Annotated in this window: 11 protein-coding genes; 2 read left to right on the top strand and 9 right to left on the bottom strand. The window is 69.7% G+C overall.

Features of this window, described 5'->3' with window-relative positions; genetic code table 11:
* Positions 1–6: 6 nt before the first annotated feature.
* The 6 genes from AMYNI_RS0136445 to AMYNI_RS0136420 are packed head-to-tail and all read right to left on the bottom strand — an operon-like array spanning position 7 to position 5,812.
* Positions 7–978, bottom strand: coding sequence for a beta-ketoacyl synthase N-terminal-like domain-containing protein (locus AMYNI_RS0136445; RefSeq protein WP_020673058.1), 972 nt, complete (start codon positions 976–978; stop codon positions 7–9).
* On the bottom strand, positions 968–2,179 hold the full coding sequence (locus AMYNI_RS0136440; protein ID WP_020673057.1) for a beta-ketoacyl synthase N-terminal-like domain-containing protein: 1,212 nt from the start codon (positions 2,177–2,179) through the stop codon (positions 968–970). The genes AMYNI_RS0136445 and AMYNI_RS0136440 overlap by 11 nt, the downstream gene beginning before the upstream one ends.
* On the bottom strand, positions 2,172–2,432 hold the full coding sequence (locus AMYNI_RS0136435; protein WP_020673056.1) for an acyl carrier protein: 261 nt from the start codon (positions 2,430–2,432) through the stop codon (positions 2,172–2,174). Before AMYNI_RS0136435 ends, AMYNI_RS0136440 begins: the two co-directional genes overlap by 8 nt.
* Before the next feature lie 14 nt (positions 2,433–2,446).
* Positions 2,447–3,499, bottom strand: coding sequence for a UbiA family prenyltransferase (locus AMYNI_RS0136430; RefSeq protein WP_020673055.1), 1,053 nt, complete (start codon positions 3,497–3,499; stop codon positions 2,447–2,449).
* Between the two features lie 4 nt (positions 3,500–3,503).
* Entirely contained in the window at positions 3,504–4,262 is a 759-nt protein-coding gene (locus tag AMYNI_RS0136425) for a thioesterase II family protein (RefSeq protein WP_084628556.1), read from the bottom strand.
* Positions 4,259–5,812 (bottom strand): benzoate-CoA ligase family protein, encoded by a 1,554-nt coding sequence (locus AMYNI_RS0136420; protein WP_020673053.1) that lies wholly within the window; start codon positions 5,810–5,812, stop codon positions 4,259–4,261. The genes AMYNI_RS0136425 and AMYNI_RS0136420 overlap by 4 nt, the downstream gene beginning before the upstream one ends.
* Before the next feature lie 611 nt (positions 5,813–6,423).
* On the opposite strand from AMYNI_RS0136420, the gene AMYNI_RS46185 reads away from it, so the two are divergent.
* Entirely contained in the window at positions 6,424–7,380 is a 957-nt protein-coding gene (locus tag AMYNI_RS46185; RefSeq protein ID WP_169515795.1) for a cytochrome P450, read from the top strand.
* 7 nt (positions 7,381–7,387) lie between these two features.
* On the opposite strand, the gene AMYNI_RS0136410 is transcribed toward AMYNI_RS46185, so the two are convergent.
* On the bottom strand, positions 7,388–7,837 hold the full coding sequence (locus AMYNI_RS0136410) for a hypothetical protein (protein ID WP_157357596.1): 450 nt from the start codon (positions 7,835–7,837) through the stop codon (positions 7,388–7,390).
* A 367-nt stretch (positions 7,838–8,204) separates the two neighbouring features.
* On the opposite strand from AMYNI_RS0136410, the gene AMYNI_RS46180 reads away from it, so the two are divergent.
* The gene (locus AMYNI_RS46180) at positions 8,205–9,278 is read left to right on the top strand and encodes a cytochrome P450 family protein (protein ID WP_245574094.1); all 1,074 of its coding nucleotides are present in this window, start codon (positions 8,205–8,207) and stop codon (positions 9,276–9,278) included.
* Between the two features lies 1 nt (position 9,279).
* Here AMYNI_RS46180 and AMYNI_RS0136400 read toward each other — a convergent pair whose 3' ends face one another.
* Both AMYNI_RS0136400 and AMYNI_RS46175 read right to left on the bottom strand, forming a co-directional pair.
* Positions 9,280–11,643, bottom strand: coding sequence for an ATP-binding protein (locus AMYNI_RS0136400; protein ID WP_169515794.1), 2,364 nt, complete (start codon positions 11,641–11,643; stop codon positions 9,280–9,282).
* Between the two features lie 165 nt (positions 11,644–11,808).
* The gene (locus tag AMYNI_RS46175) at positions 11,809–13,032 is read right to left on the bottom strand and encodes a glycosyltransferase 87 family protein (protein WP_020673048.1); all 1,224 of its coding nucleotides are present in this window, start codon (positions 13,030–13,032) and stop codon (positions 11,809–11,811) included.
* Positions 13,033–13,103 lie beyond the last annotated feature (71 nt).

The following is a 13,103-nucleotide window of genomic DNA, read 5'->3' as shown; positions in this document are numbered from 1 at the left end:
TCAGGCTCAGCCCAGTTCGACGGCGGTCATCGCGCCATCCGGATCGGCGGTCACGGCGACGCACCGGGACGAGCGGGCCGCCTCGACCTGTGCCGCCGCCAGTGCCACGGCCAGCACTCCCCCGGCGGCGCCGAGCTCGCCCGTCCCGTGTTCGACCTGGTGCACCACGTTCGGGTCGAGGTCCGCGAGGTCCGCGGGTTCGATCCCGCTGAGCACGACGTCCGTGCCGGCGGATAGCAAGGCACGAAGGCGTTCCCTGCCGCGCGCGGTGTTCCACTGGATGCGCAGGTGGCGGGTGACGCGAGGGCCCTCATCCGCGTTGGCGGGCACGACCATCAGCCCCAGCGCACCTTCCGCCGGGGTGGTGGCTTCGGTGTCGCGGCTTTTCAGGCTCCACGGCGTCACCGCGGCCGATCCGCCAACCAGCACCCGATCGCACTGCCCGGTGCGCACCAGCAGCCGCGCTTCGAGCACGGCCGAAGCGCCCGCCGCCGGGCCGCCGATCAGGGTCAGTTGCGGGCCGGTGAGGCCAAAGGTGATGGACAGGTCCGCGCAGGGGCCGTTGAACGCCGAGCGCGGACCCAGCGTCGGCCGCACCAGGCCGGGCTCCAGCACCGCCGCCTCGTGGCACAGTTGCACGTACTCGGCGAGACCGGAGTTCGCCGAAGCCCACACCACACCGACGCGCTCGGTGGAAGGCAGTGCACCACAGACGTCACCGGCGGCGGCCAGTGCCAGCAGCGCTTCCCGGCCGAGGTCGCGCAGCTTCCGCCGCGGAACCGTCTCGGGCAGCCCGATTTCGGCCACCGCGGCGATCGCGGTCTCGATCGTGTCGTCGCCTTCCAGGCCCGGCAGCCGGGTCGAAGTGGTGGGGACCGGTGTCCTGCGGTCCAGCAAACCGGAGAGGTCGTCCGCGCCCGGCAGCCGCATGCCCAGGCTGCCGAGGGCAAGCCTCGGCTCGGTGGCCTCAACGGACATGGTCACCACCTTCCGGTCTGCCCAGCGCAAGCACGGACACGCCGCCGCCGAAACCGAAGGCGGAGTTGAGCACCGTCCGCACCGGGGTGGCCCGCGGCGCGGTCCCGCCGAGGTCGATGCCGGCGCACACCGGATCCGGTTCCCGCAGGGTGCCGTTCCCTGGCACGGTCTGTTCGACGATGCTCCACGTCGCCAGCACGGCCTCGATCGCCGACGCGGCGCCCTGGGAGTGTCCGAGGATGCCCTTGACCGAAGAAACCAACGGCCGCCGACCGGACCCGCCCAGTGCGGCGGCGGTCGCACTGGCCTCGATCCCGTCGCTCAGCACGGTCCCGGTGCCGTGCGCGCACACCCAGTCCACATCGGACGCCGATCTACCGGCCCTGGCCAGGCAGTCGGTCATCGCACGGATGAGGCCCTCGCCGTCGGGGCGGGGGTTGGTGAGGTGGTGGGCCTCGCCGGCCGACGCGGCGGCCAGCAGTTCCGCGAGCGGTTCGACCCGCCGTCCTGGCAGGCCGGGACGTTCCAGCACCAGCACGCCGGCGCCCTCCCCCGGCATCGTTCCCTTGCGGGAGACGTCGAACGGCCGGATCACGTCGTGCGCGAGCGCGCGCAGGCTGGTGAACATCGCGAACACCTCGAGCGAGAGCTCGTCCGCACCACCGCAGATCGCGATGTCGACCTCCCCGTCGGCGATCGCCCGCGCCCCGGCCGCGATCGCCTCGTTCCCCGATGAGCACCCTGGTCCCAAAAGGACGGTTGGACCGTCGATCGGCACGACCGCGCGTACCACGTCGAGCAGCCGCCGGGGTTCGGCCCACACGTGGCCGGTCATCGCGAGCCGGCCCGGCCCCACTCCCCGGTCGAGGACGGGGCGGGTGCCCATCACGGTACCGACGAACAGCCCGACGGTGGCGGCGGTGCTCGCCAGGTCGAGCCGGGCGGACTCGAGCGCTTCGAGTGCCGCCGCGGCCAGGTACCGGGCCGCCAGCGACTCGTGCACGGGCACCACGGAGCCCAGCGCCGCCACGTCCTCATCGGACAACTGCCCCGCGCACTGGTGCGGATAACCGGAAACGTCGAACCGGGTCACCGGCGAGGTGCGGGGCTGCCCGTCGGTCACCGCCTTCCACAGGGCTTGACCGCCGAGGCCGGCCGGGGACACCACCCCGGTTCCGGTGATCAGCACCCGCTCAGGCACCGCCGTGCTCCCGCCTGCCCCGGATCAGGCCGGCCAGGTCGGCGACGTTCTGCGCCCCGGCGGCTTCCTCATCGGTGAACTTCACCCCGAAGGCCCGTTCGGTGGCGACGACGACATCCAGCTTCTGCAGCGAGTCGATCCCCAGTTCCTCGTAGAAGTCGCTGCTGGGACCGACTTCGCCGGGCTCGAGCTCGGTCGTGGTGGCGACCAGGGTGCACAGGCGCTCGGTCAGCTCGGTGCGGGTTTCGGACATCGAGCTCGTTCCTTTCAGTGGGCAGGTCTGCGAGATTCGGGCCCTGGCAGCAGGCTCGCCCATCGGCGCCAGCGCGCCGCGTCCATGCCGCCCGACCAGTGCAGCCAGCGTGAGGTCACCAGCCAACAGGCGATGCCGGCTCCGGTCACCACCGCCATGCCCGCGGACGGCACCGCCAGCAACAGGTACAGCGCGAGATAGCACTGCGTGTACAGGTGCATGACTTCCCTTGCCACGCCCCGTTCCTCGGTCGTCTTCGCCCGGCTCGCCGCGGTGACGACCAGGGCGGACACGAACACGAAGGGCAGTACGCCGAGGCTGCTGGGGGGAAGGTCGGCGAACAGGACACCGAGCACGGTCACGCAGGCCGGCAGGCAGATCGCCGCGTAGATCGCCAGTCCTCGCCTGCTGGTGAGCAGCGAAAGCCACAGGCTCGAATAGTTCACCGCGCGATCGCCCTCGATGTCGGTGATGTCCTTGATCCCGCCCAGCCCGAGGCTGAACAGCACCAGCGCGCAACCGGCCGGCAGCACGATGCCCAGCAGCACCGGGAGCGATCCGCCGACGGCCCAGCCCATGCACAGCGGGGTGATCATCGGCGTGGTCAGCGCGAGCAGGGCGAGCAGCCGGTGCCGTTTGAACGTCGGCCCGACCGAGTAGCCGATCGCGATCATCGACGAAACGATCGCCGTACCGGCCAGTGCGAAGCTGGGATATCGCCACAGCACGCCGACACCGATGAGCGCGAAGACCACCCACGAGCCGATCGCGACCCACCGGAGGTTGGCCCACCCGACCTGCTCGCACATCCAGGTGCGTTCCGGGCGGTTGATCGCGTCCTCCTCGCGGTCCGCGACGCGGTTGAGGGCCTCGGTTCCGGTGCTGTAGGCGAACCACCACGGCAACGCGAGCAGCGCCCAGCCCACGGTCAACTGGCCGGCCATGGCCAACCCCGCGCAGAAACCCATCCAGTAGTAGGCGGTGAACCGGCAACTGCAGCACCGCAACAGGAAGGCGAGCTTGGCCGGCCCGCCCCGGGTGCCCGTCTCTTTCGTCTCGTCGGACACAGGTTCAGCTTCCCGAGCGGATCTCGACGGCCTCGGCCGGGCCGTTGACCAGGTCCGCCAGCGCTTCCCAGGTTCGCGCGGGCGCGGCGACCGGGTACAGGTGGCCGCCGTCGACAAGGCGCAGGCTGCTGGCCCCGACCTCCCGGTGGATCTGGCGGAGCACACCAGGATGCACGACACGGTCATCGGTGCCGCCGATCACCTCGGTCGGTGCCGGCACCGGAAAGGGGATCCAGCCCTGGGGAGGCAGCACCGACAGGTCCTGGCGCAGGGCCGGGAGCACGAACCGGTGCAGCACGTCCGCTGGCAGCGGCGGCGGGTCGATCAGCTCGCGCCGGGTGGCCTCGGCGAGGAAGTCCTGGTCGTCGAGAGAGGTGAGCTCCCGCAGGGAAGTGCGCGGCACCGGCGGCGCGGACAGCACCAGCGACAGTCCCTCGGGCCATCCGGTGCCGACGAATTCGGCCATGCGATGCGCCACCGCGGCACCGAGGCTGTGGCCGAACACGATCCCCTCGCCGACCAGGTCCCGCTCCAGCAGTTCGAGGTAGCACGCGGCCAGCTCGTCCAGGTCCAGTCCCCTGCCCGCGGGTGGCTGGACCGCGAGCACCGTCCAGTCCGCGGTCACCGCCTGCGCGAGCGGTTGGAAGGACTGGGTCGAGCCGCCCGCGAACGGCAGGCAGATCAGCCGGAGGTCCCTGGAGTCCCTGGAATCACTGAAATCACGGCCGCGGCGCAGCACCCGCCGGCACGGCCCCTGCCTCACGGCGTGCTCTCCAGTTCCTGCCGGCGGACCGCGAAGCGGGCGATCTTGCCGGTGGAGGTCCGGGGCAGCTCCGCCACGACGCGCACCACCTTCGGGCGTTTGTGGGACGGCAACGCCTTGCGCAGCGCGGAAAGCAACCGGGTGTCCAGCCCTTCCGGGACACCGGGCTCGGGCACGGCGTAGACGACGATGCGCGTGAGCTCGTCTTCGTCCGGGATCCCGACCACGGCGCAGGAGCCGACTTCGGGATGTTTCAGCACCTGCTCCTCGAGCTCGGTGGGCGAGATCTTGAACCCGGCGACGTTGAGCATGTCGTCGGACCGTCCGATGTAGATCCAACCGGAATCGGGGCCGTACCGCACGGTGTCGCCGGTGCGCACCCAGCCGTCGCGGAAGGTCGCGGCCGTCTCTTCCGGACGGTTCCAGTACTGGTCGGCCACGCTCGGCCCGTGTACCCACAACTGGCCCGGTTCATCCGAGGGCACCGGGTTTCCCGCTTCGTCGCGAGCTTCGAGCTCGAAGCCCGCGACCGGTTCACCGCTGGTGTCCCGCCGGGTGGTGCCCGGCAGCGTGGCGAGGAAGATGTGCAGGCACTCGGTGGAGCCGAGGCCGTTCACGACGTCCAGGCCGAAGGTGTCGAACAGCTTGCGCCGCAACGTCGCACCGAGGTGCTCCCCCGCGGAAACCGCCAGCCGGACCCCGGAGAAGTCCAGCCGTTCGGCGGCCCGCGGCATGGCCAGCAACGCGGCGTACAACGTCGGCACACCGAAGAACACCGTCGGCCTCGCCGTGCGCAGCAACCCGGCGATCGCGTGCGGCTCGGGCCGGCCGGGGTACAGCACCGCGGCGGCACCGGCGGACAGCGGCAGCAGCAACGAGTTGCCGAAGCCGTAGCCGAAGGACAGCTTGGCGGTGGACAGGCACCGGTCCTCCGCGGCCATCTCCAGCGCACGGCCGAGCCCATCGGGAAACCTGAGCAGGCCCCGGTGCCGGTGCACCACGCCCTTGGGTTTCCCGGTGGTGCCGGAGGTGTACTGGATGACCGCGATGTCCTCGGGTCGCCTCGCGGTCACCTCGGGCAGTGGCCGGGCGGCCGTGGCGAGCTCGGTGAGGCCGGGCAGGTCGGGCAGGTTGGTCGCTGCCGCGTCGCCGGCCGCCTTGCCCCACACGGTCACGTCGTCGCGGGAAGCCAGTCGTCCGGCCAGTTCGCCGCCGGATGTTTCCACGACGACCCCGCGCGCGCCGCTGTCGGTCACCACGTAGTCCTGCTCGTCTATCGAGAGCACGGGGTTGATCGGCACCGCGACCGCACCGATCCGCAGTGCGGCGAGGATCGCCGCCACCGCGAGCGGATGATCGTGGAGCACCAGGACGATCCGATCACCGGGCACCAGTCCCGCCTCGGTGAACACCCGCGCGACCTGAGCGGCCAGTTGGTGCAGGTCCCGGTAGCTGAGGGTGTCGTCGCCGCTGAGCAGGCAGGTCAGCTCGGCCCTGCCCTCGGCGAGATGCCGGTCCAGGTACCACCAGCCGGCGTTCTGCTCGGGCACTGGCGTTCCCACCGCGGTCATGCAGTTCCCCCGATAACATGTCCAGGACCCCATTACCGCCATCACTCGTTGCCGGCGGTCCACAAAAAAGTACTTATCATCGCCAAGCGCTGTCAAGGGATGCTTCTCCGCAATCACCGGCCGGACTTGACATTCTTGACGCATACCGCTGGGCAATGCCGTTGCCAATCTCGGCCCGCTTCGACATGGTGGAGTAAATTTCGCCCGACCGGACCTTGGCCGCGATACCCGATGCCCTGAGATGGTGACGGGATTTTGTCATATTAACTGTGGAGGGTGTCATCATCGGCAAGGCAGCGCAGCCGCAACCCGCTGACCACGCGGGTTTCTTCGACCCATCGGACCAGGCTTTTCGTGCCCAGCCTTATCCGGTGTACCGGCGTTTACGCGATGAACTCCCGGTACATCGGGGACCGATGGGCGCCTGGGTGGTTTGTCGGTATCAGGACTGCGAGAATCTGCTCCGGGACAAAAGACTCGGGAAAGATTTCACGAAATCGGCGAGGTTGGCCCGGTTTGTCGACTCGTTCGAGGGAGAAACCCCGCCGTTTCTCCGGCTGGCTTTCGGGCCAGAGGCAAGATCCTTTCTGTTGACCGACCCGCCGGTGCATACCGCGCGACGCAATTTGATCGGCAAGGCGTTCACACCAGGGATGGTGCGCGGGCTGACCGAACCGCTCGACGCGCTGGTCCGCGAACTGCTCGATGTGCTGCCTGGCAGTTTCGATCTCGTCGACTCCCTCGCCGCGCCGTTGCCCGGTCGCCTGCTGGCGCTGCTGCTCGATCTCCCGCGCGCCGATCACGAACGGTTCAGCGGGTGGATGGCCGACGTGGCCGGGTTGCTGGACCTCGATTTCGCGGTGCCCGTCGAGGTGGTCGCGCGGCGCTGGCAGGCAGTGCGCGAGGCCGGGGCCTACCTGCTCCGGCTGGTGGCCTCTCGCCGCGCGGGCGACGGCACGGATCTGATCTCCGAGTTGATCCGGGCCCGGCACGAGGGCGACGCGCTCGGTGCGGACGACATCGCAGCGACGTGCGTCATGCTGATGGTCGCGACGCAGCGAGCCGTCACCAATCTGATCGGCAACGCGGGTTCGGTGCTCGCGCGGCGTCCCGAGGTGTTCCGGCGGCTGTACGACGAGCCGGATCTCGTCGACGACGCCGTGGACGAGATCATCAGGCTGGAGCCGCCAACGCATGGCGCCGGACGGGTCGCGCGGGAACGGATCGCGTTGCACGACGCGGTGATCGAACCCGGGGACATGGTGATGTTCCTGATCGGTTCGGCGAACCGGGACGAGCGGCGGTTCGAGGATCCGGACAGTTTCCTGCTGAACCGCCCATCGCGCGGTCACCTGGGGTTCAGCGCAGGGGCGCACTACTGCCTGGGTGCGCCGCTGGCCCGGTTGCTCGCGCGGCAGGTGCTGCTCGGGTGGACCCGGGAGTTCTCGTCGATGTCCCTGGACGGCGAACACATCTCGTTCGGCGACGGAATCGGGGTTCGCGGCCCGACCCGGCTGGACGTCAGCGTGCGCAGACGGCCGTCCTGATCCGGCGTCAAGGTGCCGGCCGCCACGAGTGGTTCCGCACGGTCGCCAGCACGAAAAGGTGTTCGAGAACCTTCAGCGACGCCGTGGAAAGATCGATGGCGAAATCAGCCGAGCCCACCGGGCCGGCTTCCGAGGCGCAGATTTCCCGGATCTCCCCGATCAAATGACGCGCTGCTTGGGGATCATGTGATTGCGGTCGAACCCGGAAGACGAAGGTTCGCGCCTCGGCATTGCCGTCGACGGCGTGCACGACATCGGCCTTCGGATGACAGGCGAGCAACTCCGTCAGGGTGACCGCGATGAGCCGCCGCAACTCCTCTCCGCCCAGGCCGGAGTCGTATCTGCGCCGCAGCTTGTGCAACTGCTGCAACTGTGCCAGCAGGACGTCGAACCGCGTCCCCAGCACGTCTGTCGCCAACCACCGGCGCCGCTGAACTTCGGTTATCCTGACGCTCATAGTGCCCCCTTGCTTGCCCTACCCCAAACGGAAACACAACCGCAAATCGCGGCAGGGGCGCATCCGTATAATCCACGTTCTTTCCGCGGCGTCGCCCTGCGGCGCCGCTGCCTGACGGGTTCAGCGGTCCGGTCGTGGCGCCCCGTATTAATACGGATGGCGTGGCAGGGCGCGTGCTTGATCCTGGACGGGTCGGTTGCCACGGACTTGGGGAGCCACGACGGTGGACACGTTTTCCCGCGCGGACTTGCACAACCCGGACCTGTACAGCGAAAACTATTGGGACCAGGCGCATAGGATCGATCAAGAACTGCGTGCGCAAGGCGGAGTCCACTACGCGACAGCGCCCGACCGTACGCACGCCTGGGTGATCAGCCGATATGACGATGCCCGCCGGGCGTTGACCGACCCGCGGCTGAGCAAAGACCGTGGGCCCTTGCGGCGCATCCTCCAGCGCCAGCGTGCGGAAGTCGGCCACTCCACGGACCTGACCGCGATGTTCGGGCGCTCCATGATGTGGGCCGACGGCGAGGAACACGTCCGGTTGCGGCGTCCGGTAGCCCGCGCCTTCACCCCGCGCAGGGTGACGCAGTTGCGGCCCTGGGTGGAGCAGGCCACCACGACCCTGCTCGACCAGCTGCCGACCGGTCACGCCGAGGTCGACCTGGTAGACGCCGTCGCGTTCCCGTTACCGGTGATCGTGATCTGCGAACTGCTCGGCGTGCCGTCCGAGACCAGGAGCGAGTTCCGGGCGTGGACACGAGCCCTGATGGCGGGCGTGCCGGAAATCAGCGACCCGGCGTCGCACGCCATGGAGCAGTTCTTCCGCCGGCTGATCGCGGACAAGCGCGACGCTCCGGCCGAGGACGTGATCTCGGCACTGGTCACGGACACCGAGGATCCGCTGAGCGACGAGGAGATCTTCGCGGCCGTGTTCCTGCTGTTCGTCGCCGGGCACGAGACCACCACCAACCTCCTCGGCAATGCGGTCCGGTGGCTGCTCGAGCACCCCGACCACTGGCGGGACCTGGCGGCGAACCCGGACCTGGCGACGGCCGCGGTCGAGGCGGTGGCCTGTGACGACGCACCGGTCCGGACCGCGAGCCACCGGTTCACCACGGAGCCGGTCACCTACGGCGGGGTGACGATTCCGGCCGGGGAGATCGTGATGATCTCCCTGACCTCCGCCAATCGCGACGAGGCGAAATATTCCGGTGAAGGTCACCTGGACCGCGACACGCGCGGCCACCTGGCGTTCGGGTACGGCCCGCACTTCTGCCTCGGCGCCGCGCTGGCACGGATGGAAGCCGAGGTCGTGCTGCGGCAGCTCACGACTCGGTTCCCCGACGCGCGACTGGCCGTCGCGCCGGTGGCGTTGCGGCGGCTGCACGGCATGATGACCAACGGCCACCTGGCCATGCCCGTCCGGCTGCGGGGATGAGCTACCGCCGCTCCTGGTCGTGCAACCACGCCCCGAGCGCGCCGCGGGTGTGTGCACCGACCTTGCGGCGCGCTTTCTGGATGTGGTCTTCCACGGTGCGTGTCGACAGGTTCAGCCGGGCGGCGATCTCGCCGTTGGTCATTCCGGTGGACACCAGGTCGGCGATCTCGAGCTCGCGTTCGGACAACCCTCCCGGCCGCGGCACGGTGGATCTCCGGGTCGGCGGCACCAGGGCGAGTTCGATGGCCTGGTCGTAGCTCAACGACTTGCCCTGGGAGAACTCGCGGTCGAACCGGCGGGGACCGAGCGCGCGCTGGCACGCGGCCATGGCTTCCTGCTGGAGGCCAAGGAACGACCGCAACCCGGTGACGGTGGACGACGTCCGCTCCTGGAGCAGCTGCGCGTGCCCGAACAGCACCGCGGCCAGTACCTGCTCCTCGCGGGCGGCCGCGATCACCGCGGCCAGCCAGACTCCCCAGGTCGGGCCCCACGCGTCCCCCATGTCGTACCACAGCCCCAAACCGCGCTGCAGCAGCTCCAGGGCGTGGTCCGGGGAGCCGTGCCGGAGTTCGGCGACGGCCGCGGTCCACAGCGCATAGCCCAGTGCCAGCTGCGCACCGGTCTCCTCGGCGTCCGCGAGCATGGGTGTGACGTGGGCGAAGGCTTCTTCGCGGGTGCCGTAGAACGCCGCGAGGATCGCCGCGAACAGCTCCATCATCTGCCGCTCGCCCCGGTTCGCGGTCGCCATCGCCGCCTGATCCAGCACCGCGAGACCGGCCCGCGCGGTGGCCGGCGAGTCGACCAGCATCGAGCGGGTCACCTCGGCGTAGTCCAGGATCGGCGGAACCCGCCGCAGCCGCTCGGCGATCTGCCGGCAGCGGATCAGCAGCTGCTCCGCGTCCTCCGACTTGCCCTGGATCTGGGCGGTCAACGCCGTCCAGGCCAGCACCGCGAGCTGCGCGTCGCTCGGTGTCGACGGGTGTTCTTCGAGTACCCGGGTCAGCAGGCGACGGCCTTCGTTGAGGATGCCCGCGTAACCGAAAAGGCGGGTGCGGGTCAGGTTGACGACGATGCCAAGCGCGCGCATCTTCTGCTCCGGTTCCGGCTGTGACAGCAGGTACTCCACGGTCACGCCCAGATCCGGTACCTCGGCGAACAACCGGCGCATCCACCGTCTCTCACGCCGCGAGTACCAGTCGTCGGCCGCCTCCTGCGCCAGCGAGGCGTAGTAGTCAGCACGGGCCCGGCGGATCGCCGCTCGATCGATGCCGTCGCGCAGCTCCCGCCCGTAGAAACGCACCGCCTCCAGCATCACGTAGCGACTCGGCCCGCCAGCCGTCGCCCTGGCCCGTTCCGGCACGGCGCCGTCGACGCGTTCCAGCACCGAGCTGTGCACCAGCTTCTGCAGCAGCTTCAGCACCGGTTCGCCGGTGAGGCCGAGCCGGTCGTACACCGCCTGCACGGCCCGCAGGGTGGCGCCTGCCTCGAACTCGGCCACGATCGCCCACATCCGCCGCGCACCGGCCGGGAGCAACCGGCATGAGTAGTCCATTGTGGACCACAGGCTCTCGTGGTGGGCCGGCTCGTTCAGCCCGCTCGAATCCACGCCGCGCAGGAGCGGGTCGATCCCGTCAGCGGTGCCGTCTTCGGCGCCGAGGCCGGTGACGATTTCGCCCAGGCTCTGCACGTCCAGCAGGCCGGCGACCAGCTCGATGGACAGCGGCACCCCCTGCAACCACGCGCACAGCCGCCGCGCCGCGGGGTGGTCCTCCTCCGTCAGGAACACCCGGCGCGACGCGGCACGGTCCAGCAGCAACCGCACGGCCTCGGGCGCCTGCTCGTCGCCGCGCACGGAGGTGTGCTCCAGCGGAGGGACGGTGAGCAGCGCCTCCCCCGTCAAACCCAGGAAAATCCGGCTGGTCGCCAATACCGTGACGCGGCCCGCCCCTTTCAGCAGGGCTTGCACCAGGCCGGGCAAGGGACCCGGCGCCGCATCGGTGCCCACCAGGTGCTCGCAGTTGTCCAGCACAAGCAACAACTGCCGCTTGCGCAGGTTGTCGACGATCAGGCCCACCAGGCCGTCGATCGCCAGGTTGTCCTGCAGGCCCAGCGCCTTCGCCACCGCGCCGGCCAGCCGGTCGGCGGTGTTGTCGACGCCGGCCAGCTCCACGACCACGACACCGTCGTCGTAGCGCTCCGCCACCAGCGACGCCACTTTCAACGCCACCCGCGTCTTTCCCACCCCACCGGCGCCCGTCAGCGTCACCAAGCGGGCGCGCGTCAGCAGGTCCGCCCCCTGTACCAGCAGTTCGTCGCGGCCGACGAAGGAACTCACCTCCGCCGGGACCCCGTCAGCCGGTCTCAACGACGTCACCGCACGAGCTCGCATCACCGCTTGCCCCGCCCCTTGCTGTTTCCGTTCGGCGGCCCCCATCCGCCGCACTCGAGAAAACACGCACCTGCCTAACCGATAGTAGCCAGCTGCGTCGATCGCCGGGACCCCAATTGGGCTAGACCAAGTGGCTGAACATCAGCTGACGCTTTTGGCCCTGAAGTCCAATGTGGACAGTGTTTCGCCGCTCCGATGGGCGCGGGTCGTGATCGCCAGTGCTAGTGCGATCGTGAGGAGGCCGAGCAGGACGTAGGAGTTGCCGATCCAGTGCTGGTAGGGGGCCCACTCCTGGCCAGGTTGGTCGAAGGAGGGCAGGTAGCGGAAGGGAGCGGCGACGAATACGGCGCCGGCGGTGACGATCGCGACTGACCAGCCGCTGCTGGGGCCGAGGGTCGCGCAGCTGTGGATCAGCGCGGTGAGCAGGGCGGGCGCGATCCAGACCCAGTGGTGCGACCAGGAGATCGGTGAGATCAGCACGGCGGCGGTGGCGTTGAGCAGCAGCGCCACCACCGGGGTCGAGCGACGCATGGCGGTCGCGGCCGCGACCGCGACGATGCCGGACAGACCGAGCCAGCTCAGCGTCGTGAAGCCGGGGTCCATGCCGAGCCGGGTCAGGGTGGCGAGAATGGTCTGGTTGGTGTGGAAGGTGGAGCCGCTGAGGCCGGAGGCACCGGCCAGCCCGCCGAGCCAGTAACGAGCCGATGCGTCCGGAGCGACGACGAACGCCAGCCCGGTGACCACCGCGCAGGTGGCCACGGCGGTGCCCAGCGCCCGGTAGTCGCGGCGGACGAGGAAGTACAGCAGGAACGCCAGCGGGGTCAGCTTGATCGCGGCGGCAAGGCCCACCCCGATTCCCCGGCTACGGCGTCCTGCCAGTAGCAGATCGGCGGTGACCAGCGCCATCAGCAGCAGGTTGACCTGGCCGAAGCCGAAGGTGCCGCGGATGGGTTCGAGCCACACCAGCGCCGGCAGCGCCGCCCCGGCCACCATCAGCGCCCCAAGGCGCCCGCCCGCGGGCCGCATTCGCCAGGTCACCGCGAACAGCGTGAGCAGCAGGCCGAGCAGGCTCAGCACGAACAGCGCCGCCACCATCCAGGACCACGGCAGCACGGCCAAGGGGGTCAGCGCGATCGCGGCGAACGGCGGGTAGATGAACGGCAGCGAGATCCCGGCGTCGGTCGGAGGCAGCGGGCCGTAGAGGTCACGATGGGTCCACAACGCCTCGCTGCCGAGCCGGTACACCTGCAGGTCGATGGGTGCCGAGGTCGTGCACCACAACGCCGTGCCGCCGACGATCAGGCCAACCAGCACCACCAGCGGCCAGGCCCGCGGAACGCCCTTGACCGGCCCCTTGACCAGCACTGTGCACCTCGTGACTTCGAACGAACGGTCCGATCGACCCTGACCTGCGGAAGTGAGGTGAACCTGAAGCA

It is taken from the genome of Amycolatopsis nigrescens CSC17Ta-90, assembly GCF_000384315.1.
Taxonomy (GTDB): Bacteria; Actinomycetota; Actinomycetes; order Mycobacteriales; family Pseudonocardiaceae; genus Amycolatopsis; species Amycolatopsis nigrescens.
Note: the sequence above shows the minus strand (reverse complement) of the source record. Positions and strands in the feature narration are given on the sequence as shown.